Below are 24510 nucleotides of genomic sequence, written 5' to 3'. Positions count from 1 at the left end.
CCTATGACAACTAAGCAGATAAAACACGGACAAACGTCCCTCTCCTCGCCCTCTTTTCCGCATCCTCATTCCTTTGCCTCACGTTGAAGGAAAGATCCGAAACCGGGGTGAGCTTTGCTCCCTTCCACACAGAAGGATCGATCAGCCTGATCTTGTTCACCCGGTGGATATGATAGTCCACTTCATCGATCACTACCTCCACATCGGAATGGAGAGTAGCCAGCATCTGAAGAATTTTGCTGTCTCCTGCTTTTTTGATCTTTCTTATTACTGCCTCATCCTCCAGAAGAAAATCGTCTGTCGTTAAAATCCCTTCACCCATAGCGAGCTTCAACACTTCCGCAAGCCGGTCGTAGCTGTAGATGTTCAACGGATCAAGGAAAAAGTCGATGACTTCCTTATAGTACGTCTCGACAAACCACTCACCGGCATCCACGGAGGAGACATACATACTTCCGTCCACTACTACAAGCTCTTCAAGAAACCTCTCTACCTCTTCTTTCGTGATCTTACCGTAGCGGTACATATCACGGAGCGTGTAATCGACGCGGTCAGCGCACAGTTCAGGCGAAGGCCGCTCCAGCAGCGTCCACCTGCTGTCGTCCAGAAGATCTTCGCAGCAATATCCGTACGTTTCCAAAATGTCAGGAATTTCGGAATGCCGGACGACTGAATCGAAAATTTGTTCATGGTAGTCCTCTGCTCTATTATCAAACACGGTATCGACCACATGGGAAAAAGCCGTGTGCGATACGTCATGCAGGAGTCCTGCGATCTGTTCTTCCACCGATCCTCCAAGCTTCCGGATCAGAAGCATGACTCCAATCGAATGTTCGAACCGGCTGACGTCCCACGTTTCTTCCACCAGATAGGCGGCTCCTGCCTGATGGACCCCTTTCAAACGCTGCACCGGCGCACTGTTGATCAGTCGCTCCAACACTCCGTCCACTTCCGATTCTCCGTAAATGCAATCCCTTATGTACACATGGCCCGACCTCCTTTTTTATCCCGTCTCGTCACCGATTATGTCCATATTCATCGCTAAGCACTGATTCTCCCTTAAAAAAGAACATGACCAGGCAGCCCAAGGATCAGCATCAGTGCAAAGCTCCCAACAGAACGTAACCGATGATCCGGATCGGCAGCTCCACGGCATCATTGAACGGTTCCTTCTGCATTGCTTCCACCTCCCCTTCTCTACTGCCAATTATTTCAAAACTAACACCTCGGCTCAAGCCTATTTTCTTATGAAAAGGTTCTGCGAGGGTTTATTCAACAAAGACCCCGTTTTATTTCTTACCTATTCGTTCTAAAAGTATAGGTGATATATTCAGTAAGATAGAGACAATTGTCAAAAACCAAAATACCGTTGTCATACCAGGTACTACATCCGATATAGCCGCCCAATCTTCTGCTTCTATCCACCGATTTAGATAACTGTAATCTGCACAAATTGTTAATGCTGTAAATGATAATGCCATCGCCATAGCAAGCTTATAATCCTTTCCTGCTGCATACAAAAAAAGGTTTACAACAGTAACTACTATGGCAATAACCCCAAATATTACCCACATTTCTACACCCCTATATATTGTTATTTGAACGCTAACGCATTTTACTTATTAAAGTTTACTGCTCCATCAGTTAAACAGGTTTAACAACTGATATGGAAAATCATTTCTTGTGACTGCTTCATAGTCTTATACAACTGATGTTGCAAATAGTTAGAAAATCGTTTAGATGAGATTTAAAAAATCAATCCTTTTCTATGACATAAAGGCGTACAAGATTATCCCCTTCATAGTATTCTCTAACATAATTCAAAAGAGAACTCTCCAGTATACGAACAGAGTAGATATTTTCTTTTTCGACTTCTGCCTTCACTTTCTTTACCTTCAAATCGTCGAAGCAATATGTCAAAAGACCTTCCAGAATTTCACGTCCATACCCATTTCCCCAACTTTCTTCCAACAACCTGTACCCCACCTCATTAAACTCTTCATCAAGCGATGTAATAGCGCAGGTACCTATTAAAGTACAAGTTACATCTGATACTTCAGACAACCCCATAACAATTTTGTTCGGTTCACTCAGCGTATACTCACTGATGATGTTTTTTAATTCAGCAGCATTTTCTTCTTTTGTTTTTGTTCTTCCCAATGTATATTTCATAACTTTTATATTGCTTTGCATCGTATGAAATTGTTCGAGGTCACTAAGTTTTAGTTGTCTTGCAATTAAACGATTAGTTCGAAAATATATTTGCAACATTAGCACAACCTTTATCATTGTATGTCTTCTAAAATACTGTCCGTTAGCCAATTTTAGAGGCACACTGCAAGAGTATCACATGTATTTAAGTACTTTTTACATATTCCTCCTATTCACATTCAAAAACAATGCTAGCTTTTCTAATTAGGGATAATCTTGAATTTCTTGCCAAACCTACTGACATGGAGGTGATTGGTAAATGAAAAAGAACCAGATAACACCCGGAATTAATGGGGAACAAAAAGAGGCACAGAAATCAACGATGAAGGCAGGCTGTTCAGGAACAGATCCAAAAAAAGTAAAACAGGAAATTCAACAGGATGTAAGCAAAGGTGTAGGGGACATGACATCTCGTGAGGCGGGATCCATGAGAGATTAAAGAACCAAGCTTTTTTGGTTCTTTTATTTTTTAGAAAGTAGCCTTTTTATTTTCCAAAGATCTTTTTTCCCTTTACCAAAGTCCGGTTGCTTACTGACTGCCCTATACTGAGTAAGGAAGTGACTACCCTTGCTGGATAATTGCACGCGGTTTATAAGACTTGATATCATGATATATCTTATTATTTTCTTTAACACTCATTAGTTAAATAAACTTCCAAATAGTAAAACACAACCCAGAAACGCTGATAAACTAAGTGTTACTATTATTGAAAATACACTTCTTGCCATACCCTTCCAGTCTCTAACACCAGAAAAACCAAATACACCAGCCAGAAATGTAAATAGCGTAATAAATAAAATTAAAATGAAAGGGTGAATACCCATCATTTTGGAATTACTGAACCAACCTGAGAAAGAAACTGTTAGAAACAAAATCACACAAATAATTGAAAAGAAAAATGACCACAAGTTGATTTTCTCTTGAATCCTTCTCTCCTCCTCCAAAGTACATTATTTCTATATTCAACTAAATCCTTACCTCAAAAAGCAATAACAAGATCTTTTTGTAATCCTGAAAAGTTCCAGTCACAGGAAGACTCGACACTGAGATATGTTACATAAAAACGTCGAATTACGTCTTTAATTACTCTCTTCCAAAAGAACGTTTGTTCTAGTATGATAATTGAAGAGGAGGGAAAAAATTGAATTCAATTGATTTGGTTATTTTAAATTTAAACGAAGTTAGAAGAAGAAGTCTCAAAGTGTGGAAGTCAATTCCTGAAGAAGCCTATAACTGGCGTCCAGATATCAACGCCATGTCATGCTTAGAAATGATTCGTCATGTATTGGAGTCAGAACATTATTACCATTTAGCTATAAAGAATCAGGGTAGCGTTCCTGACTTTGAGTCACCGTTTACAAATCGTCCGTTAATATCTCCGGAGGAAGAAGTCGACTTTTCACAGTCTCTGAGGGATGAATTTATTAAGACCATCCACACATTCAGTGAAAATGATTTATCAAACATACAGATAGATCGATCCAATGTCGGGTACATCCGAGAACTAGGAGATATGCTATTGAGAATTGCTTATCACGAATCTATACATACTGGTCAACTCTTAGATTACTTAAGGTCTGCTGGTGTTGAAAGAGCTGACATATGGGACTGATTCTTAAAGAGTCTTAGTTTTACTAAGGCTCTTTTTGTACGAGACATCATGTATCTTACCTTCACTAAAGGCCACTATACTTTAAGACTCCATATCAAAGTATCATTCTAAAAGCTAACGTAATTATTCTAAGCTCCTCTATTTTCTTGTAAGGTAACTTAAATTCCATTTTGCACTTTGATCCAAATGTTACTTTTTTCTTTTCACCTGAATAAGGGTTTGAAGATTCTAGGGGCCTCCAGTACCCTTTGGTTTCAGTATAAGAACTACATGATCATACTCTCCAACAGTTAATACTTTATTATTGCTCAGTTGGTCACGTAAAGGTACAATGTATTCTTCTGGTAATAACACTTCAAACTTCACATAACTGAAATTCATCAAATTTCCTTTCCTCTTTAATAATAAAGCCCCCTATAACAGAAGACTCGATTTCGAGATTTATTTACTCTATATCCAATAATAATCAATCACAAATGTCAGGTTCTCTGTAAAATAAATTTATGTTCCGTTAGTTTTTATCACGAAAAAGTGATAAGTTATTAAACTAACTAATAAGACAGGTGAAATAAAAAAAACAGATGTTGAAGCAAATAACATACCTATGATAAATGGTAGAAGAAAAGTTATGAGATAACCTAAAAATTTCTTATATTTAAATGCAATGATACTTAACCACATACTGAAGACGTACAAAGTTAGGAATACAAAAACTATTATAGCTTTTCCCAATTGCCCCCCCCCTAATTCCTTCAAATAGACCAGACAAGAGTATTTCAGCTACATTAAGACCATTATATAGACGCCTCCGTTAACGGAAAACTTGATATCGAGACATTAAAACACCTATATTGTAATCATATAAATGCTGCTACCACTATTCCAATAACCATCAAAGGAAGAAATACGAAAATCACTATGAGGAGCTTAGCATTGTTTGCATCAGAAAATAGCTGTTTACGGTTCAGAATCACTAGAAGTATCAAAAGAACAAGAGATATTATAGTTATTGCTAAGTACATTTAATCTTCCTTTCACGAAGTTATCTAATGGCTATTCTTATTAAATATAAGCCCCCGTTTATTGAAGACTTGAATTCAAAGTATTTCAAAGGGTTACGCACCCAACCATAATTCCTTTGCTTCATGCTTAGATAGTTTAAACTTCTCAATAAAGAACTTCTGGAGGTTGATCTCAGAAGAATTATTTGCCCAATCCTTATAGTATTTAATTAACTTATCTATGTCTCCACCACAATATTTATCAATCAATACGTGAACGATATGAGTGCTTCTCCAGTAATCATAAAAAGCAGATGAATAACCAAGGTCATGTCCACCTCGATATCCAGACTCACCAAAAAGGTCAATCGTATATTCTCCATAGTCTGCCTTATATAACTCAATTAAACTACGCTCAACCTCCATAATCGAATTGAATTTTTCCGTTGATAAAATTATTTTACGTGGGATGTAAAAACACATCCCTTCTTCAAACCACATATTCTCTTCTTCATCCCAATCTTCAAATTCAGAATTAAAAAAATCAGAATGGTGAGTTAACTCATGTGCTGCAATAACAGCAATATCATCCATTGAAAGATCATTATAATACTGTTTAGCCTTTACAAGCCCTCTAGTCGTTGATAAAAAAATGTCCTTCCATGTATCTATCAGCGGGTTAATATGTATTAAGTCTCTTGATGTATATGCTGGGAGAGGGATTGTTGAATAAAGCTCCGTAGCCGATTTCAAATCATGAAAAATGATTCCCCTCGGGGTTCCAAAAGTAGTTATGGATTCTAGCGAACGTGAGAAATGGGTAAGTTTTTCTAAAAGGAGTCGTCCGTTTTTTTCAATTTCTTCTGTATAAGACGTATCTGTTACTGAAACTGCGTATTCCATTCAATCCACCTCAAAATAAAAATTAATAGACACTGTTCATCTCATCCCAATTATTTCAAATAAAGCGTAATATCTCAATAAATATTATCAGTATAGAGGGGGATACCTTGTTTAAGATAGCCCCCAATACTGGAAAACTTCAAATCAAGATATTTGCTTTAAAACAGAATATTTCACCATGTTTGATTTAGTTTGCCGGAATAGAAATCTATAGCTTTTCTGTAGCTATTAATCCATGGATCGGACGATGTTTTAACTAATGTTTCCAACAAACTTCTAACTGAATTTTCTTCTTCGTTTAAATTGTACATAACAATGGCCAAGAAGGCTTTTATCGCTAGATTATCTGGATATTCGATTTCTCCTTCTTCTAATATAGCCTTACTTTTTTGGTATTCACCAATACACCTCAAACTACTACCCAATTGTACATATGTACGCTCACGCAACTCTCCATTTATCCCATAAGAAAGAGCTGCTTCGTAGAAAGGTATAGCTTCTCGCTCCATACCTAAAGCATCATGTGAAACTGCACTGTAATAGTTTAGTTCCGCATTTTTCGTACTTTCTCTAACTAATGGGAGAAGTTTTTCACGAGCTGTTTTAAATTCTTTATCTTCAATTAATTTGATTATCTCTTTCAAGATTTAACCTCCTTCAAATAATCGCTCATTTTTCAGTATCGCCCCCGTTACTTGAAGACTCAGTGTCGAGATGTCTTCAAATAGAGCTATGAACTAATTAACTGTATTAAGTCAACGTGTAAACCACCATACAAAAAATAAGATTACTGCGATGATAAACCAAGTAAGTGCAACTATATGTTTTCTTTCAGTCTTTTTCTTAGAAGAGTTAGAAAAAAGTATTCCACTGATCAAGGCGATAGCAATTGCTATCCAGGTCCAAAAGCTCATAAAATCCTCCTTTCACTACCATTTAAGACATAATTTGCGATAGACATTATTTAATTAAAGCCCCGTTTCATTAAGACTTTAATTCAAGATATATTAAGCAAAATTTCAACGAACGCTTCCGTTAGCACAAAAATGAATACTGTGTCACTACGGTTTAATCAAGAAGAAGATTGCAACTGCAATAAGTATTGGTGTTAACATACTTTTAGCTTTATTTTTTCTCCACATATCCACCGTAATTGTAATACCTGCTATGATCATTAAGAAAATCCCAGGTAACTTTATGATATTTAGTGTCAGTAGATTTCCAATAGAAGCGAAAAAATAACCTATTACAAGTGACCCGATTGTGAAAACAAAATGTGCCGATTTAAAATCCTTCTTTGCAGAGTTCCTATCATCTGAATCCATTTTTAAATAAGTTCTAACAACCATAAAAGTTGGTATTCCCCACGTAATAAGGAAAGTAACCAATGAATCAGTATCTATGTTCAAATACAGCCCCCCTACCTAACTTCATTCTTCAGCTATTGCCCCCTTTTGTTTAAGATTTGAATTCAAGATAATCTAAAAAACTCGCATAATCTACGATGAAATATATCACTATTCTTGTGGCAACATTTTTCTAATCATTCTTATTTGCCCTCTATGATTGATTTCATCTTCAAAAACGTGAAACCAAATGAAGTAGTTGTTAGAGGAGTAATTGTCCCATAGTCTGTTTTCATATAACCAATCATCAGTCAACGTTGCCAATTTCTGAAGTGTTTTATGTCTTACTTCTTCAAGTTTTGTGATATAAAATTTTAATGGATATCCTTTAATGTCTCTTCTTCCTTTTTCGCCAAGATTATAAGGAGACCCCCATTCCAACATTTCCTGATTGTTTGGTCTTCGACCCTCAAAGATTTCTATTTGAAATCCTTTCTCTACAGCAGCTATATGTAATAAGAGGGCTCCAATACTATTCCCATCGTTACTTGGTAAAAAATCCAATTCAGAGGTTGTTAGTCCTGATACAGCTTCAAACGTTGTTTTTCTCACATAATTCATTTGCGATACTAGGTGACCGATTTGTGGAGTAAATCCCTTTAATGGCTCTATTTTAGCTTCCAATTGTAACACTTCCTTTCCTAATCGATAAGTTTTAGCAGAGAGTAACTATTACTTCTTAATTAAACTATTGCCCCCGTTTTTATAAAACTCAGTTTCAAGATAAATTTATAAACGACAACAAACTTACTCCTTTTAGTTTTACCCAGAAAGGAAAAGGATACTAGATATGTAAAAGGAGTTTTACTAATGGAAATTATGGCTGCCGTATTAGTTATGTTTGGTATAATAGCTGTCCGAGTGATTAGCTTTTTCTATCCAGATTGGAAAGCTATTAAAGGTGAGTACTTGTCAGAACGTAGACATATTGGATATAGCGTGTTAGGAATTGGTGTATTACTTGTAATGTTTATACTAAGTCAATTAATCCTAAGAATATAGGACGATTGCTTTTATTAAGCAAACGCCCCCGTTTTTTTAAGACTTAAAGTCGAGATAATTAATTAAACTGATCAAATCCCTCAGTTACAAAATACGTCACAGCTAAGATTTCATGGATGACTAAACAGTTGTTCACTTACTTTTATGTATTCTTCAACATCCTGAACACATCGACGCATACCTATCTCCCAGAAGTCTTCTTTTGTAATATCTTCTCCTAAATGCTTCATGACCAAGTCTTCTACATTCATCCGGCCAGAATCCCTAAGAAGAGATATGTACTTAGTTTCAAAATCTGACCCTTCTTGCTCTACTTTTTCGTAGATGCCCATAGCCAACAAATACCCGAACGTGTAAGGAAAGTTATAAAAAGGACTTTTTGTGTGATAAAAGTGTGGGGTTGAAGCCCAGGAATATTCAGATAAGTCGTCCATAGATCCTTGATACCCTTCCTCCAAAGACTCTCTCATCATTTTATTTAACTGACCTACAGTAACATAGCCGTGTTGTCTCTCTTTGTATAGATTTTTCTCAAATAAAAATCTTGAATGAATCTCCATAAAGTTCATAACACTTCGCTTAAGTTTTTCATCTATCAAAAATAACTTTTGAGCCTGTGACTCTGCTTCTTTTAATGCCGCGTTTAATACAATCATTTCTGAGTAAGTTGAAGCTGTCTCAGCTAAAGTCATTGGATAATCTCTGTTCAAATAGTTCACGTCTCTCATAGCATGATTATGGAAAGCATGCCCTAACTCATGAGCTAGAGTAAGTGTATCAGTAATACGACCACCATAGGTCATGAAAATCCTTGACTCTCCCGACGAAGGGAATCCAGCACAGAAAGCATAACCAGCCTTATTGGCACGATCCTCTACTTCTACCCAATTTTGTTGAATTGCTTTTCGAGAGAACGCTTCTAATTCAGGACTATGTGTTCGAAAGTGATTTAAAATAAATTCTATACCATCCTGGTAATTGATTGACTGAACTTCTTTATTTACTGGGGCCCAAAAATCATAGGCCCGCATAGAATTATTACCTAGCAATTTTGATTTTTGATTTAAGTAACGAACAAAAGGCTGTTTATTCTGATTAACCACATTCCACATGGCATCTAATGTTCTCTCTTTTATTCTGTTATTCCTTAGAGATTTATGTAATTCGCTTTCCCCTCTCAGATCATTAATAGTTCTCCGAACACCAGCAATTCGGTTAATAATAGTAGAAATAGTTGTTGAATTATTTTTCCAGGTGTTATTAAGTGTAAAATAAGAGTCCCTACGGAGATCCTCTTTAGGATGGGAGCGCAAATTTCTAGTTTGGGCAATAGATAGTTCCTCGCTAGTTCCATTCATATTTATCTTAAGCCTTATTTCAGCTACTAATGATTTATACAAATCTCCCCAGGCGTGATATCCATCTTCAAGCAGTAATTCAATGGTCTTTTCTTCTCTTTCAGGTAATCCCTTTTGTTCTTGCCGACGCCATTCTTTAAGTATGAATTGATAATGCTTTAAATCTTCGTTTCTTGAAATTTCGTTCCATGACTCATCATTCAAATTAGCAACCCACTTTTGTACTTTACGGACTAACGAATTAAACTTCACACTTAACTTATAAAACTTTCCTTTCCAGCCAAAGACTTGTTGATCCTGGGTATTTTCTGCACTTCGACAAGTCAAGAAAGAAGAAAGCTGTGATAAATCAGCTTTTGTTTTTTCAACTATTTGAATAGTTTTCTTTAAGTGAACTGAATAGCCCCCACCCTCAAAATATTCCATATTTCCAATAAGAACCTCTAACTTCGTTACTTCCTGATTTATCTCCTTTAAATGATTATGTATAACAGTTGAATCTGAAGAAGCATCAAAAATTGAGTTGATTTCCCATCTTTCTGGATACCTGAATTCCTCCATCCAATCTCCTCCGTTTATAAATATTTCCATATAATTCAGAATAACAGAATATTTTTTCTCTTCCCAGGTTATTTTAAGCTTTGGCTCTGTTTAAATTTATCTTTGACAATGCTAACAAAAAGAACTTCCATTTTTATGGAAGTTCTTTTTGTTAGGCTTATTCAACTAAAGCCCCCGATTCGTGAATACTCGATTTCGAGATATATTTCCACTTTATAATAGCTATCTCTCCATTTTGTCTACGTAAACACCTATTAGAAATTTCACTAATACATATATTGATAATGTGATGGCGGCAACAATAAAAACGTTATAGTCATCTTCTAATACTACTGTTATAAAAAATAAGGATACAACAAGATAAATAACTGCAAATCCTCTTTGATATCTTCCCTTTTTAGATAACTCATCTGGGTCTTTCAATTAATTCACTCCAAACCTAAAAGCTCTAATAAATAAAATCTTTTTTGCAGTAAAGCCCCCAATAGTTGAAGTCTCACAATCGAGATACAATTTTAAAAATGGCTTGAATCACTAATCTTTTTCATATTTTTTAACAAAGTTTGTAAAGTTTGTGAGATATAACGTTATGGTCGTCATTATAATGATTATCGCCTTACTTGTTAGAGTCATATCGTTCCAAAAAAATAATTCACATAAAGATGTAACAACATATACACCAACAGGAATACCTATGATTTTTAATAACGTCCCTTTCTTCAAAACCCCACCACCTAGCATTCGACTATTTTGCAATTGCCCCCGTTTACGTAAGACTCGATTTCAAAATAATATTAGCCCATCTTCCTTTATCAATAAGGGTTACATTGGAATGATCTTGATCACATTAGCGACAAATTATTACCTTGAACCTTTTTCCATCAAAGCTCTCTTTATATCAAAGAAACTAAATATTCCACAGACAAATGTGCCGAAAACTAAAACACTCGTAAGGATCCAATTTTGTCCCCAACTGCTAATTGCACTATAAAGACAAGCTAAAGCAATTACTAGTGCTCCATATTTTTCTCGCCATATATCTAATTTTGATAACCTTTGATTCTCCATACATAATCACCTCCGAGGACATTAATTAATAAAGAAAAGCCCCCTTATACGGAAGACTCGAAATCAAGATACTCAATCACTCCCTTGTATACCCATGTCCGTATTTTACCGCTATTGAGATACGCCTGCCTCTTCATTGACCACCCTTTTAATTTCTTTCATCTTAAATTCTACAATTTCCTTAATCCTTGCTTCTGAAGTATAACCCTGAAAATACTTATCAATTTCCCATGCCAACATCATTGTTGTATGATCTATATATAAATGGTGAAAATCTCTTCTATATGCATCATTACTTATCAATATCTTTTTACTATCTAATAATTCTTTATAAGCTCTATATGTGTACTGCACCAGTTCTTCCTCATATACATCTTGCAACAATATAGTTATATCCCTTAAAGGTGAACCAATTGCAGCCCATTCCCAGTCAATGAACCAAACTTCATTATCGTAACTAAAAACATTCTCAAGGTGAGGATCGCCATGAGTGAGAGTTAAAGGACCTCTTACTTTATAATCACCTAGTTTTAATTTTTGGTAAGCATATTCTATAAATTTGGACCAATCAGATGCCCATTCGTGTCTTGCATTCAATAACTTTAATTGTTCAATTGCCCAGTCAGACCATTCATATGTAATAGAGTGAGTATCCAGGGTTAGAGCGGTTTGATCAACCTTTAAGCTATATAGATAAGAAAGTCGTTGGAGAATAGATACAATCGACTTCTTTTTACTATGTAAAGGTAATTCCATGAAATCATCTTTCAAAGGCCTTCCTAAATCAACCATAAGAATGGCTTGCGGATTAGACTCATACCATTTAACCAGCTTGGTTAATGGTTGTAGATGATTTTCTAACTTCTTATATACTTCTATTTCATTGTTTCTCCCCTCAGCAAATTCCTTATAAATAAATTTTTTCTTTTCCTCATTCTGATTTATAATTTCAAATCGGAAAATATCACCCGCATGTGCACCAGTAATGCATTCTATATGAAGTGGTACCCATTTCATTTCTTCCAACCTTTGTTTAAAGTGCTCCAAAAATAACCACCCTTTCATTCAGCAGTTGGTTAACTTCCGTTCATTCATTCCAATTATTTCAAATTTACCTTCAAACAACAACCGCAAAACACTTTATAGTCTTATTTATCAAACAAAGAGAGGATCCCTTCAATGTTGGGAGTTTGTGTCTCTTATATAATTTGGCGAAGCGCTATTATGGTAAAATATATAAAAAAACCGAATAAAAGGATTGTTCATATGGAGAGAAGTGTAGGGTTAAGTATGGTGGAAGATTAGGTCGAGCATAGTATTAAATTTTAGTAAGAGGGGGATGAACTTGGAAGATAATAAGGCTTTAAAATATTTCGCATATGAACATATAGTATTAAAGCAAATTCGAGTGTTTGAAGAGTATTCATCTTATGTAGAAAAACAGTTAAATAAAGAATCAATAAAATATTTTGAGGAAGCTACAATGGTTTCTCTTGATGATATAGATGATGATACTTGGATGAAAGAAGTTGACGACTGGTTAGAAAAGCATCAAATGTACAATAATGATCTCCCTAAACTTATGAGAGGATCATTAATCACAAGCATATTTTCCTTTTTGGAGAGGGTGATAGTTTCATTTTGTTATCCCCAAGAAGGAAGCGTTAAATTAGAGGATTTAAGAGGCCAAGGCATCGAAAGGGCAAGGTTATATATTGAAAAGGTTAGGAAAATGCGAATATATAGCGTTAAGGAAAATTATGCATAAAAAATCGGTTCCTTTACAAAATTCAGGAACCGATTATCTTATTTAATTTATTCAACTAAAACCCCCTTTACTTGAAGATTCGAAGTCGAGATATTTAAAAGGAAAGACTACGTTTATTGCTCGCATTTAATTAAATAATTAAGGCTTTACGGCATCAATAATAAGCGATGGAAATGCTAATTCTTCCCCTTGGTTTCTAGGATCAAATTGTTTAGAGCGAAAGATAACTCCATCTTTTCCACTCCATGAGTTCGCATGAAATTGCCCTTCTTCATCACAATATTCAAGTAATTTCACTTCAAATCCTACATTCTTGAACATGTTGGATATTGAATTATAATTATGTACTATTTTATGACTCGCTGCGGGATGATCGGCTGGTCCTGGACCTCCAACTTGTACGATTTGTTGATACTTTTCATCAGGAAAATATCCATCGGGAACCGCACAACGGACGTACCCACCTTCTCTTAAATATTTAATACATATCTCAGCAGCTCGTATCCCCTCTTCAAAGGTCAGATGTTCCCAGACGTGTTCTGCTAAAATGGCTTCAATTGAATTTATCTTAAAGTTAGCTTCCCAGGTAGCTTCATCTAGTAAATTCACTTCGTCTTTCTGGGTATGAATCCAACCCGGATTATTGTTATGTTCTCCTGCACCAATCACAAGCTTAATATTTTTCCCCTGCATTTATAATCACTCCTTATATGAGTTTCCGGCTTCTTTAGTTGGAACAGCTGAATTCCCACCTGAACTTATGTAATATAGCGAACACTCTATTAAGCAATCGCCCCTAGAACGGAAGACTTGAATTCGAGATATATTTTGTGGAGTACGATTTTTAGCGCTCTTAAGTTTAAAACTAAACATAATTTAAAACAAAATACTTTTCTAGGAACTTAATGAAGTTCGATTAATTATGAATAAGACAGCTAGTTTCATTCAGATTGATGGGTAATTCTTATTTTGATCCTTGGATGCTCATTTAAATCTTGAATGGCTTTATGAATTTGAGATATAGAAAATGGTTGTATTCTAGGCTTTTCTAATCTCCTTAACTCTTCGAATGACCCAGCCTCACTGAACCCGAATTCGCCTTGCACTTCTGTAGCCACTTTTTGATAAGCCTCAAATGCTTCAATAATCTTTTCTTTGTAGTCATACATAATATCAAAACTTAACCACTTTACCTGTTCACAGAGGTTTTGGATCATTGGTAGTACATCGATTTCTTCTTCGAAAGTTTCAATATCTCTTGAAACCACTCTTTTCCAATCAAATTTCAAAAGCTCCTTTTTTACCATTATGATATGGAAACCTTCTTTGTCTAGGCGTGTCTTAGAAAGAGGAAAAGCGATATGCGAAATAATGTTTCGCATTTGTTTAAAGAATCGATATTCGAAATATTGGTCGAAATACTTCCGGTCTCTTTGTTCAAATTCTTCCTTAAGTACATCTAAATGGATGCTGTACTGCCTTTTACAATGATCAATAAATGTAGTAAAACTAGATAAAAAATTTAGAAGTAAGCGATTTGCTTCAATTAATAATTGGTGATCTTTTTGCTTATAAGACTCTCTGTTATTCTTAATATCTAATATAAAATCCTCAAGTTCCTGACCATTCGTTCGAACAATATCCCTCATTTGCACATTGGTCCGATGAAAGCTCTCTATCCTCATTGGACCTGTAAGTGCTTCATATTCTTCATCAGAAAAAGGACGTAGGAAAGTAATAGATACTCCATCTTTAGAGTCAATTTTTAATAATGTCCTCAAGAAAATCACCCCCGTTATTACATTTAACTTACTATACACTTTAGAAATATTCTATCACTCTTCCAGTTATCGGAAAAATAAAATTATCTCGAAACTGAGTCTTCAACTAACCTGCCCTTTAGCGAAAGACTCAGTTCCGAGATAAACATCCACTTCGAGGAACAAATAACCCTTTACAGAACACTTATTCAAATGCTCCATATCAACCACAAACTAAAAAAAAGAGCAGCTCCCACAACCCGGGCTGCCGCTCTAATCCATCCTTACACCGTTTTTTCCTCTTGATGCTCCGATTTAAGAGTTACCAGAAATCGCCCTCTCATGAAAAAGAGATACCCGGCCGATGCTGCCAGCAGTCCTCCTGCCAGCAAAAAGACGCTCTGTACACCGAACGCCTCCGCCAAGGCTCCCATGGCTAAAGAGGCAATACCGAACGTCAGCGAAGTCAGCGCTCCCTGCGCGCCGTAAATGTTCGGGAGATCTTCCGGTTCGGCTTTCTTCTGAAGATAGGTCTCCATTGCGATCGATTTGATCTGTTCGCAGATGCCGAAGAGAACAGACAGGACGAGCGCCATAATGGCAGCACGGTTCAAACCGAAGACGACGGTGAAGATGCTGACAGCGATGGCCGACCAGAGCAGCATTCGAAACAGATGCCGTTCCATCAGCCTTGCATACACCGCAGTTAGCAGGCCGCCGAGCAGCAGGCCGATAAAGAAGGTCGTATTGATATACCCCCACCATGCTTCCGATTTATCAAGGACTTCAGAGACGAACACATAGATGATCGCGGCAATCCATACGACATTGGCCATCGATTCAAGGAAAAGAACGATGTGAATCGACCGGAAAACCGGCGTCTGCCAAATCGCCTGCCACCCTCGCTTCAACACCGACGCAGCCGGGGCTCCCCCTGTACCGACAGCCACATTCGTGCGATCACGGATCAGGAGCATCAGTCCTGAAGCAACCACAAACAGAAGGAACGTAATCCATAGGACGGAACGACCTCCCAGCCACGCAACGAGAACCCCGCCGAGCGCCCAGCCTCCCAGTTGGATGACTTGACTAACGACAGAAAAGAGGCTGTTCGCCCGGACGATTTCCTCCTTCCCGACAAGTCTCGGCAGCATCGCTCTGCTTGCCGGATCCGCCCAGCCGTCGAGAAAAGCGAGCAGGAACACGCCGAATAGGACGAAACTGAATACACCATCCGTCCACGTGAGCCATAACGCCAGCCCGAAGAACACGACAGTCTTACTGATCTGCGAAAAGCAAAGCAGACTTTTCAACCGGTATTTATCGAACAAAAGCGGGGACAAATACCCGCTCGTAAAGCGCCCCACCGTATTAATGAACGGCAAAAGCGCCAGGAAGAAAGCGGACTGTGACACCGAGTACATCATCGATATCATACCGACGATATAGAAAACATCTCCAAGATTAGCAAAAGCCTGCCCGATCCATAAGGACCGGAAAGAAACGGATTTCATTTTTTCCTACCCCTTTTTCATCATTTTCGAATGCCATGATTTAAAAAAGGGTTATTTACATTGGACCAGCCTCCCCTGTGGTATCTTCCCGAGCGTTGTTCGTTCTAAGAAATGGACTGCGCAGCAAGTGGGGGCAGGAAAAAGGAAACCGTATAGGTTAATCTAACAATCTTTCTCCATTGTAACATAATGGAAAGGAACGGATTGCCAATCGTATTCGGATGCAGTAGAATGAAAAATTGTTAGATTTTACCTGAAAGAAGGAGAAGGAAGGATAAACATGAAGAAGCTTTTTATCGTCATGTCGGGGTTTATGATGATCGGTCTCCTTGCCGGTCCCTTTTTCATAGAGACGACGACCGTCCCGCAAGCACCTGTAGCAGAACCAAAAACGGAGGCCGCGGAAGATGCCGGGGCATCAGAAACGGTATCCTACGGGTCACGATATACGGAAGGCGACGTCACCTATTCTTTGGAAAAGGAGCAGCCGCTCATATCATACGACGGCGGGGACCATTGGCAGGATGTGCCCCTCGATACCGCCATGCTGTTTAACGGCGAATACAATGGAAGCGGACAGCAGCTGATCGATGGCAGCTACGCGTTTGACCAAAACCGCACCTCCTTCGTTTATATCGAAGCCACCAGCAACGAACCGGAGCCGGTCAAACTTCTTACAAGCTTCGATCACGGAAAGACGTGGGAGGAACAAACGATTACCGATGAGTTTTACAGCCTGCGTTTCAGGAAAATCGCTTTCCCTACAGAGAATTTCGGGTATGCCGTTCTCTCCGGTGGCCGGACCATGTCAAGCGAACTCACCGCCATCTATCTCACCACGGATGGCGGACGAACCTGGCAGGATATCGGCCGCCCGGATACAGAACGCCTCGTCTATGACGGAGGAGCCATCGACGATGAAACTGCCTTCCTCTCCTACGGAACGATTAACCCGCAGGAACCGACCCTGTACGTCACGCAGAACGGCGGAGACAGCTGGGAGCAGTCCGCTATCGACGCCCCGCCGGAATACAGCGGGGTATTCGTGACGGCAGAGATGCCCTTCCAAGAAGAGGATCATTTAGCCATCCATATTGGACAGGGGCCGAACGGCGATTATGAAGGAGGACTCGTTAAAGGAAAATTCCTTTCCGAAGACGGTGGACAGACGTGGACGTTTGATAAGGTGGTGGAACCAGATGAAACAACTTAAACAAGTCATGAAAATCATTCTCCCGCTCGCAGCTGCCGGTCTGTTCCTCATGCAGGGGGCTTATCTTCTCCTCGATTCCAGGTTGAGAGTGGAATACATAGACATGCGCCTCTTTTACGTAGTCAACTGCATCATCATTATTTGTCTCGCAGGCACGGCGCTTCTTTTATTCCGCGCAACGAAAATACGCCTGCCGATCGTCCTGGCACTTACCATCTGCCTGATTACTTTCCAAATGGTCATGATGGTCAAACAGAGCGGACATATTCATCAAATAACCGATTTTTCACCGGATTGGAAGCATACGTTAGTCCTGAAAGAAGATGAAGATACAGGAAAAACCACCTATTACCGGACAGCTTTCGGTATCCTCGCCCGGGCACAGGATGAACTCCCATACGAAACCAAAAAGGACTTCCAAGTGAAGTGGCTGGATCATGATATAGCGGCCGTGACCTACAAAGCAAAGGATGACACGATTCACCAATATATAGGGACCTATGGTTCACGGGACAACGACCTCTCCTATTCTTATGTGTCCGCTTCTATGTATGGACAGTGGTCCGGAGAGAACACGCACATCACAAGCGGTCCGGATGGAATAACGATAAAAGAGGACGGCAGGACCGAAACCTACGAAGCGAAAAAAGCCGTACAATTCGGTACAACGGCCATTGTGCTGCTGAAAGATGGCGAAGCCGCATGGACCATCGCTTTAAACCAAAACTTCCTAAGCCATTCAAACGACCCGGAACCGCCGGAAGGAAACATCACCCTGTATAAAGCGACCATGACAGACAATGAACCGATCCTGTTAAACTATGCGGGGGAAGTACCCTATTAAAAGGTTGCATAGAGTTCATACGATCAACCAAAGAAGAGGAACTTCCAATTTCATGGAGTTCCTCCTCTTTTATCTACGAACCGTTATTCTTCCTTTATACCGGCGTATCCTTCTTATTGAATTGCTTCCCGATCACCAATACAAGCCCCATGAAAAAAAGGAGCAAACCATTCCCTACGGCAACAAGACCTATAAAAGCTGCCATGAAGCCCCCGCCTTGGCCGGAATCCCCGATACCCACCAGGACCAAACCAGCAGCAAAGCCGAGTCCAATGCCCAAAACGGCTGTGAAAAGACCCGAAGCCCAGAGAGGAATCCCCCCGCTCCTGTGCCATTTGACTGCGTATATGTTTGCTGGGATTAAGACTGCTGCAAGCAATAACCACATGACTACATCCATACAATCCCTCCTTAAAAATAGCTTACATAATTGTATATTAATTACAAATTATTGTGACATATCCACGCCAAATAAACAAATCTATTAGTGAAAACCGCTTATTCACAAAAAGGTTCTGTCCCACCCGGAACAGAACCTTTCCTCTTATTTCAAGTATTTCTGGATAGCACCACGAACTTGTTTCCCAGTGGCATGTTTGTTCACTCTCTTCCTTACATACTTCTGGACTTCTCCTGCATCAGAAGGTTGTCGGGCCCCTGTTTCTTCGATCGCATGCTTCACATAAAAGTGGAGCTGGATTGAACTAAGATCGTATTCTTTCCTCTTCTTTTCCAGTTGCTTCTCAAGAAAGTCTATCATTTCTTTCTTAACGGAAATGAACGCAGCTTCCTTTTCCTCTATTTTCTCTTCTGTATCTTGATAGAATTCAATTTTCTCATCAAGGTCTTTTCCGCTCTGCAGGTCCATCTCCTTCAGCTTATCGAGGATTTTTTCTTCTTCACTCAAGGCGACAGGGACGTTGACATCATCGACATTAATGTGCCCCCATCCTCCTTGTGCTTTGTCCGTTACCCGCATCAAGAGTTTTTCTCCTACGTACTCCGAAGCATCCCATTTAACTCGGTGGTAGGTTTCCTGATTTCTTCCTGTTGCCTCCTTCAGTACTTTTCCGTCCGAGGTCCGGACGAGGGAGACAGATAGTTGATCAATATTGCTGCCACCGCCTATTAGAAAGTCGATCTTTCCATCCCCTCCAAGTTCAAAGATCTGTGATTCTAAAATGCCTGTAGCCGCGTCGCCGCCGCTTGAATCAAGGAATCCCCAAAGGTGATGACGCTCAGGATCTATTCGGTCTTCGGCCTGGTCAAACGGTCCCCCCCAGCCCCAGTCGGCTTTCTTTGTAACATGCGCATCAGAGAAGGCGTCTCCTTCTACGATGTTCCACCCCGTTAAATCACCGGTTTGGAAATCGTGGTTTTCAAGCTCGCCATGTGATGGGACCGCTTCGGTTTCTTTTTCGTAAACCGGGGCAGCTTCACCGAAAGCACCTTTCATTTCCCAGACGTCCATGGACACGATTTCCGGGTCGCCCCCTTCACTCCAAAGCTCTATGCCCAGTGCGTCATACCTTGTAGGATAGACGCGGGAAGTGATGCTTTTCTGTCCATTGGCGTATGCTTCAACCATGGAACGATCCAAATATAGATGAAGCTGCCAACGCTCTCCGTTCAATTTCAACTCGCCACCTTGGACGCCTTTATTTACATCCGGATCCATGCTGGATCGGTTGCGGTCCATCGCAAACGTCTCTTTCGTCTTATCGTAATAGATGAGCGTTTCTTCTTCTCCATTTGCGCTCTGACGTACTTTGATACCCACTTTATCCGCCTGCTTCGGATCGATATCCAGGACTATTTCAAGCATGTCGCCTTCCGCATCCTTTATCCTCTCATTCGCTTCTTCTATTCCTTTGTTTTTAAAGGAAACAAGGGACTGCCCTCTTAATACTTCCAGCTCCTTGATTGGCTGCAATCCAAGATCGTTATTGTCTCTCAAGGAAAGTTCCACAGGCAGTCCAGCATTGTGTGCCCAGCCTGCATCGTAATGTTCCTGCTCGCTTCGTTTGTCTTGAGCAATGCTGAATAATATCGGTGTTCCATCTTCATCCACCATGCCGCTTGGACCTGTGAAATGCTCGCCGTAGTCGAACATTTTCGGTTCTTCATGGTCCGGGACAAATGCTAAGGTTTCCTTATCCCACGTGCCTACCCAGTAGAAGGTGTATTTGACGTTATGCGGGCTGTATCCATCGAACCATGGATTGATAAAGAACGCATATTTTTCTTCTCCGGATTCATCTTTTCCAAGCGGGAGAAAGACAGGTAGTTCCCATACATCCCCGGTTTTTGGATAAGCTTCTGCATCTCCGGTAAAGAAAGGTTTCTCGTAGGTCCAGTTATCCAGATCCTTCGAAGAATATAACAGGGCTGTTCCACCCACTTGTTCTATTCCTGACCCCATCAGCTGGTACCAGGTGTCTCCGTCTTTCCATACGAATGGGTCCCGGAACTGACCGTACATCACGTCGCCTTCTTCTGCCGGAAGGTTTTCTTCCTGTACTGTGACAGGCTCATCCAGCATGCGCCATTCCTTCAATACAGGATCTTCCGGGTCCTCACTAACAGCAAGCCCCGTCATTTGGTTCGGGAATTTACTGTCATCCCCTGCTGTGAAGAACAGGACCGGTTCCCCGTTCTCATCGAGTGTTGCACTTCCGGACCAGACTCCGTCCGGTGCTACCGTTCCCGCATCAGGTGCAAGAGCGGTAGGAAGCTCTTCCCACTGCACCATATCCTCACTTACTGCATGCCCCCAGTGAATGTGGTGCCAATACGGTCCTTGGGGGTTCTTTTGATAGAATAGGTGATATTTACCATTGTAATAGATCGGTGCGTGCGGTTCGTTCATCCAATGCTCCGGAGGCATAAAATGATATTGAGGTCGATGCTGATCACCATTGTAGCGGGTTCGATCCCAGTCCATGGAAGGTTCGGGGAGCGTTTGGTCAGGGAAGTTCTCCACCATGGACTGATATTCCTGCTGGATCTCATCTGCTGTCTTCGCCTCATTTGCAATCTTCACTTCATCTATCAAACCATTGAACATGTTGGCATCAAACACCCCGTTAATAAGGGCCGCCTGGTTGTGTTTACCGATTAACAAATCTTCACTTGACATGGACAGCTTTCCATTCGGAGTTTCTGTACGGCCGACAAGCGCTCCATTCATGTAAAGTTTCATCGATTGATCATTCCTATCGAATGTAGCAGCCACATAGGACCACTGATCCTTTTCCAACCTGTGTTCAGGCTTAGTGGATACCTCCTGCCACTCGCCGTTAATACCTGCCTGGAAGGAAAGTTTCCCGTGACGTCCCATTCCTAAAATAAACCCTTCCCCTTTTGCCTTGTCATGCTTGTTGACGATCGCTGATACTTGATTAAGATCTCCCCACTCATACGCTCGTGGAGCTACCCATCCTTCTATGGTAAGGGCATCTTCCGGCTGGACAAATGATTCGTCTGCGTGCGTCACCCACGTGGAATACCCATCAAATAACAAGGCCTCCCCCGCCAACCCCGGCTTCCATAACGGGTCCGATGATGCTTTATACACCGCGTCATTGAACACATACTGTACAGGATCAGACTCTCCACTTACTTCCTCTTTCGTAACCTTTCCTTCTTTTTCATTAAACGACCAATGTGCAAGCAGCCCGGTTTGCTTCACTTGGAAGTCGTCTACGTTAATGTGTCCCCACCCTTCCGTCGAATTGTCTACAATTTTCAAATACACTTCTTCCCCTACATACTGCGAAGCATCCCAAACGACTTGCGAATATTCTTCGGAGTCATCCCATTCCGTATTCGTTGCCTTCATCAATTCTTGATCATCTTCCGCCCGGACAAGAGCTGCATATAAGCGATCAGGGTCATTTCCTCCACCGATCAAATAGGAGATCCTCCCTGTCCCAGATAATATAAACGAAGAGGAACGAAGGATGCCGGTCTGCCCGTCTCCACCATCTTTAGCGCCCCACAAATGATAGTCCCCCTGATGATGGAACGGTCCCCCCCATTCCCAGTCCATATCATTGGTTACGTCTTTCGTGCTGAAAGCATCGCCTTCAACGACGGTCCATCCTGTTAGATCACCTGTTTCGAAATCACCATTCTCGATATCATCTCTGATCGGCTCTCCCTCTGCATATACCTTAAAATCATCGACGTTAATATGACCGAACCCATCCGTATGGTAGTCAACAACTTTCAAGTAAAGTTTCTCACCAAGATAGGCACTGGCGTCCCAGGAGACGCGCCGATATTTCTCATCGTTTGCTCCTGTAGCTTTAAAGAGTTCTTTACCGTCTGACGCTCGGACGAGCGCCACATATAAGCGTTCCTTATCCTGACCGCCACCGATCAGAAATTCGATTTGTCCTTTCCCGCTTAATTGAAAAAGATCAGACTGAAGCGTTCCCGTCCGGAAATCGGAGTCATTCACGTCCTCAGAGAAACCCCAAAGGTGGTACTTTCCTTCCTGTTCAAAAGGTTTGCCGTCCCAGTATGATTCCGTTTGAGAAACACCGTGGGAAAAGGCGTCTCCATTCGCCGTCCACCCTGTTAAATCACCCGTTTCGAAGCTCCCATTTTCTAAGTTGTTCGGAACATCTTCAGGAACCGGTGTTGGTACAGGTGCCACATCAGCCGCGCTCAAATCCGTAACAGTCAAATGACGGAGATACGCCTCTCCTCCAGTACTGAATATTTCCAGTGTGGAAGGCGACAAGTCTCTGAATATCTGGTCGGTCAGAACCGTTGTCCCTTCATTCCCGAACACTTCCACAGAGGACCGATCCAGAAGGATTCTCAGCTGAACGATCTCGTCCTTTCCTTCCAGCGGCGCTTCATGGACGGCTGCAAAATCAGCAGAGAAGTCCTTCTCCCCTGATGAAGTACGATCAAGTGCGATTTTCTCCTCTTTCGGGTGATACACAATCGTCGTCGATTGATCATTTTCGTTCTTCAACGTAAACCCGAAAGAATCCGCGGAGGACTGTTTGATATCAAAGGAAGCGGTTATTTCAAGCAGGTCATTGACAGAGTCCCCGAGCTTTTGAGTTCCTTCTTTCACTACTTCCTCCTTCCGCTCTAAGGTTTCACCTCTAAGCTGTTCCAATTCCGATACAGGCTGCTGTTGTAGCCGGTATGTACCTTCTTCTGTTGTGCGGAGATTCAATTCCCGAGGAATGGACATCGCTCCGCGGAAACCTTCTGTCGGTATGTCCTGTCCATACTGCCAGTTATTCATCCATCCGACCATGATCGTCCGTTCTTCTTCTTTCGGCAGGTTGTTCCACGTTACTCCGGCATACATGTCTGCCCCATAATCCAAAGGGATAGGTTTCATTTCTGTGGAAAAAGATTCTCCATTGTAATCTCCCACCACATATTCCATACCGGAACCACCGGCAGAAGAACCTTCACTTACACTCATCATCAGCACCCATTTCTTATCGCTGCCGTCTCCTTCAACCGACAGTTCTACGAGATCCGGACATTCCCAAACCCCGGATGCACCCGGAGGACGTTCGAAGGTGTCCGTATGCTCCCAGTCTTTCAGGTTATCCGATTGGTAAAATTCGATGCTCTGTCCTGCGGAAACTACCATGTTCCATTTTTCTGTCCCTTCATGCCAAAATACTTTTGGATCCCGAAAAACATCGGTACCTTCTGGCATTTCGATGACCGGATTTCCTTCATACTTCGTCCAGGTCCGCCCTTTATCATTGCTGTAAGCAAGGCTCTGGGTTTGGTGACCTGCTTTCTCATGAGTGAACACAGCGACCATAGCCGCATGTTCCCCTTCTTGGAACCCTGCCGTATTCTGCTCATCCACGACTACACTTCCAGACCAGATAAAGCCTTTTTCATCGGGATACAAAGCAATAGGAAGCTCCTCCCAGTTGATTAAATCTTTGCTTATTGCATGCCCCCAATACATCGGGCCCCATTGATTACCTGTCGGATTGTGTTGATAGAACAAATGATATTCCCCATCAAAATAGACCAACCCATTCGGGTCATTCATCCAATTTTCAGACGGTGAATAGTGAAATTGGGACCGGTAGGCATCAATCGCAGCCGCTTCACTCTCCTGTCCCCCTTCCTCCGCAATTGGATAGGTCGGAAACAATGCCAGGATTAAAACCGCAATCGTCAACAAAGGGATTGAACGACGGATTACACGTTTCAAGTAGTCTTCCTCCTCTAATTGTAAGCGTTATCAAAAAATAGCACTGAAAATTTTCAACCCATGGAAAAAGA

The 24510-nt window shown here is 40.7% G+C and carries 22 protein-coding genes; 6 read left to right on the top strand and 16 right to left on the bottom strand.

From position 1 onward, the window contains the following. Window positions 1–10: 10 nt before the first annotated feature. From M662_RS07670 to M662_RS07660, 3 genes are all read right to left on the bottom strand, one after another. Window positions 11–985 (bottom strand): HD domain-containing protein, encoded by a 975-nt coding sequence (locus tag M662_RS07670; RefSeq protein WP_026578578.1) that lies wholly within the window; start codon window positions 983–985, stop codon window positions 11–13. A 304-nt stretch (window positions 986–1289) separates the two neighbouring features. Next, entirely contained in the window at window positions 1290–1574 is a 285-nt protein-coding gene (locus tag M662_RS07665; protein ID WP_026578577.1) for a hypothetical protein, read from the bottom strand. Between the two features lie 181 nt (window positions 1575–1755). Further along, entirely contained in the window at window positions 1756–2289 is a 534-nt protein-coding gene (locus M662_RS07660; RefSeq protein ID WP_051348972.1) for a GNAT family N-acetyltransferase, read from the bottom strand. Window positions 2290–2470: 181 nt separating this feature from the next. On the opposite strand from M662_RS07660, the gene M662_RS07655 reads away from it, so the two are divergent. Then, complete coding sequence (locus tag M662_RS07655) at window positions 2471–2650, top strand: hypothetical protein (protein ID WP_035388483.1); 180 nt, start codon at window positions 2471–2473, stop codon at window positions 2648–2650. Window positions 2651–3353: 703 nt separating this feature from the next. After that, window positions 3354–3824: a DinB family protein gene (locus tag M662_RS07650; RefSeq protein ID WP_026578575.1), complete on the top strand. Its 471-nt coding sequence runs from the start codon at window positions 3354–3356 to the stop codon at window positions 3822–3824. A gap of 1115 nt (window positions 3825–4939) precedes the next feature. Here the strand turns inward: M662_RS07650 and M662_RS07645 are convergent. The 4 genes from M662_RS07645 to M662_RS07630 all read right to left on the bottom strand — a co-directional run bounded on the left by M662_RS07645 (window position 4940) and on the right by M662_RS07630 (window position 7758). After that, on the bottom strand, window positions 4940–5728 hold the full coding sequence (locus M662_RS07645) for a hypothetical protein (RefSeq protein WP_026578573.1): 789 nt from the start codon (window positions 5726–5728) through the stop codon (window positions 4940–4942). A gap of 173 nt (window positions 5729–5901) precedes the next feature. Next, window positions 5902–6372, bottom strand: coding sequence for a tetratricopeptide repeat protein (locus tag M662_RS07640; RefSeq protein WP_051348971.1), 471 nt, complete (start codon window positions 6370–6372; stop codon window positions 5902–5904). Between the two features lie 417 nt (window positions 6373–6789). Beyond that, entirely contained in the window at window positions 6790–7137 is a 348-nt protein-coding gene (locus M662_RS07635) for a hypothetical protein (protein WP_008640393.1), read from the bottom strand. Window positions 7138–7245: 108 nt separating this feature from the next. Beyond that, a complete protein-coding gene (locus tag M662_RS07630; RefSeq protein ID WP_035388481.1) occupies window positions 7246–7758 on the bottom strand; it encodes a DinB family protein in 513 nt (170 codons plus the stop codon). Window positions 7759–7944: 186 nt separating this feature from the next. Between M662_RS07630 and M662_RS07625 the strand changes: the two genes are divergently transcribed. Then, window positions 7945–8136, top strand: a complete 192-nt coding sequence (locus M662_RS07625; RefSeq protein ID WP_026578570.1) for a hypothetical protein — start codon at window positions 7945–7947, stop codon at window positions 8134–8136. Between the two features lie 110 nt (window positions 8137–8246). On the opposite strand, the gene M662_RS07620 is transcribed toward M662_RS07625, so the two are convergent. The 4 genes from M662_RS07620 to M662_RS07605 all read right to left on the bottom strand — a co-directional run bounded on the left by M662_RS07620 (window position 8247) and on the right by M662_RS07605 (window position 12140). Beyond that, window positions 8247–10055 (bottom strand): M3 family oligoendopeptidase, encoded by a 1809-nt coding sequence (locus M662_RS07620; protein WP_026578569.1) that lies wholly within the window; start codon window positions 10053–10055, stop codon window positions 8247–8249. A gap of 222 nt (window positions 10056–10277) precedes the next feature. Further along, a complete protein-coding gene (locus M662_RS07615) occupies window positions 10278–10478 on the bottom strand; it encodes a hypothetical protein (RefSeq protein WP_026578568.1) in 201 nt (66 codons plus the stop codon). Between the two features lie 438 nt (window positions 10479–10916). Continuing rightward, on the bottom strand, window positions 10917–11123 hold the full coding sequence (locus M662_RS07610) for a hypothetical protein (protein WP_026578566.1): 207 nt from the start codon (window positions 11121–11123) through the stop codon (window positions 10917–10919). Between the two features lie 111 nt (window positions 11124–11234). Then, window positions 11235–12140: a phosphotransferase gene (locus M662_RS07605; RefSeq protein WP_162129285.1), complete on the bottom strand. Its 906-nt coding sequence runs from the start codon at window positions 12138–12140 to the stop codon at window positions 11235–11237. A gap of 328 nt (window positions 12141–12468) precedes the next feature. Between M662_RS07605 and M662_RS07600 the strand changes: the two genes are divergently transcribed. After that, window positions 12469–12891 carry a hypothetical protein gene (locus M662_RS07600; protein ID WP_026578564.1) on the top strand — a complete coding sequence of 141 codons (423 nt, stop codon included), beginning with the start codon at window positions 12469–12471 and terminating at the stop codon, window positions 12889–12891. A gap of 138 nt (window positions 12892–13029) precedes the next feature. Here the strand turns inward: M662_RS07600 and M662_RS07595 are convergent, their stop codons facing one another. The 3 genes from M662_RS07595 to M662_RS07585 all read right to left on the bottom strand — a co-directional run bounded on the left by M662_RS07595 (window position 13030) and on the right by M662_RS07585 (window position 16165). Continuing rightward, complete coding sequence (locus M662_RS07595; RefSeq protein WP_026578563.1) at window positions 13030–13584, bottom strand: class I SAM-dependent methyltransferase; 555 nt, start codon at window positions 13582–13584, stop codon at window positions 13030–13032. 248 nt (window positions 13585–13832) lie between these two features. Then, on the bottom strand, window positions 13833–14672 hold the full coding sequence (locus M662_RS07590) for a hypothetical protein (protein WP_026578562.1): 840 nt from the start codon (window positions 14670–14672) through the stop codon (window positions 13833–13835). 263 nt (window positions 14673–14935) lie between these two features. Beyond that, the gene (locus tag M662_RS07585) at window positions 14936–16165 is read right to left on the bottom strand and encodes an MFS transporter (RefSeq protein WP_026578561.1); all 1230 of its coding nucleotides are present in this window, start codon (window positions 16163–16165) and stop codon (window positions 14936–14938) included. 280 nt (window positions 16166–16445) lie between these two features. Here M662_RS07585 and M662_RS07580 point away from each other — a divergent pair, with 280 nt between their 5' ends. Together M662_RS07580 and M662_RS07575 are read left to right on the top strand one after the other, a co-directional pair. Further along, entirely contained in the window at window positions 16446–17378 is a 933-nt protein-coding gene (locus tag M662_RS07580; RefSeq protein WP_026578560.1) for a WD40/YVTN/BNR-like repeat-containing protein, read from the top strand. Further along, entirely contained in the window at window positions 17365–18222 is an 858-nt protein-coding gene (locus tag M662_RS07575; RefSeq protein WP_026578559.1) for a hypothetical protein, read from the top strand. Before M662_RS07580 ends, M662_RS07575 begins: the two co-directional genes overlap by 14 nt. Before the next feature lie 94 nt (window positions 18223–18316). On the opposite strand, the gene M662_RS07570 is transcribed toward M662_RS07575, so the two are convergent. Together M662_RS07570 and M662_RS07565 are read right to left on the bottom strand one after the other, a co-directional pair. After that, complete coding sequence (locus tag M662_RS07570; RefSeq protein WP_026578558.1) at window positions 18317–18622, bottom strand: hypothetical protein; 306 nt, start codon at window positions 18620–18622, stop codon at window positions 18317–18319. Between the two features lie 144 nt (window positions 18623–18766). Continuing rightward, window positions 18767–24439 (bottom strand): GH32 C-terminal domain-containing protein, encoded by a 5673-nt coding sequence (locus M662_RS07565; protein WP_051348970.1) that lies wholly within the window; start codon window positions 24437–24439, stop codon window positions 18767–18769. Between the last annotated feature and the right edge of the window lie 71 nt (window positions 24440–24510).

Origin of the sequence: Bacillus sp. SB49, assembly GCF_000469135.2 — a bacterium.
In the GTDB taxonomy this organism is placed as follows: domain Bacteria; phylum Bacillota; class Bacilli; order Bacillales; family Halobacillaceae; genus Halobacillus.
Note: the sequence above shows the minus strand (reverse complement) of the source record. Positions and strands in the feature narration are given on the sequence as shown.

Bases quoted from the DNA above. Each gene is read 5' to 3' on its own strand.
- M662_RS07585 (WP_026578561.1), bottom strand. From the start codon at position 16,165: ATGAAATCCGTTTCTTTCCGGTCCTTATGGATCGGGCAGGCTTTTGCT.
- M662_RS07570 (WP_026578558.1), bottom strand. From the start codon at position 18,622: ATGGATGTAGTCATGTGGTTATTGCTTGCAGCAGTCTTAATCCCAGCA.
- M662_RS07575 (WP_026578559.1), top strand. From the start codon at position 17,365: ATGAAACAACTTAAACAAGTCATGAAAATCATTCTCCCGCTCGCAGCT.
- M662_RS07655 (WP_035388483.1), top strand. From the start codon at position 2,471: ATGAAAAAGAACCAGATAACACCCGGAATTAATGGGGAACAAAAAGAG.
- M662_RS07595 (WP_026578563.1), bottom strand. From the start codon at position 13,584: ATGCAGGGGAAAAATATTAAGCTTGTGATTGGTGCAGGAGAACATAAC.
- M662_RS07605 (WP_162129285.1), bottom strand. From the start codon at position 12,140: ATGAAATGGGTACCACTTCATATAGAATGCATTACTGGTGCACATGCG.
- M662_RS07620 (WP_026578569.1), bottom strand. From the start codon at position 10,055: ATGGAGGAATTCAGGTATCCAGAAAGATGGGAAATCAACTCAATTTTT.
- M662_RS07660 (WP_051348972.1), bottom strand. From the start codon at position 2,289: ATGATAAAGGTTGTGCTAATGTTGCAAATATATTTTCGAACTAATCGT.
- M662_RS07580 (WP_026578560.1), top strand. From the start codon at position 16,446: ATGAAGAAGCTTTTTATCGTCATGTCGGGGTTTATGATGATCGGTCTC.
- M662_RS07610 (WP_026578566.1), bottom strand. From the start codon at position 11,123: ATGGAGAATCAAAGGTTATCAAAATTAGATATATGGCGAGAAAAATAT.
- M662_RS07625 (WP_026578570.1), top strand. From the start codon at position 7,945: ATGGAAATTATGGCTGCCGTATTAGTTATGTTTGGTATAATAGCTGTC.
- M662_RS07645 (WP_026578573.1), bottom strand. From the start codon at position 5,728: ATGGAATACGCAGTTTCAGTAACAGATACGTCTTATACAGAAGAAATT.
- M662_RS07665 (WP_026578577.1), bottom strand. From the start codon at position 1,574: ATGTGGGTAATATTTGGGGTTATTGCCATAGTAGTTACTGTTGTAAAC.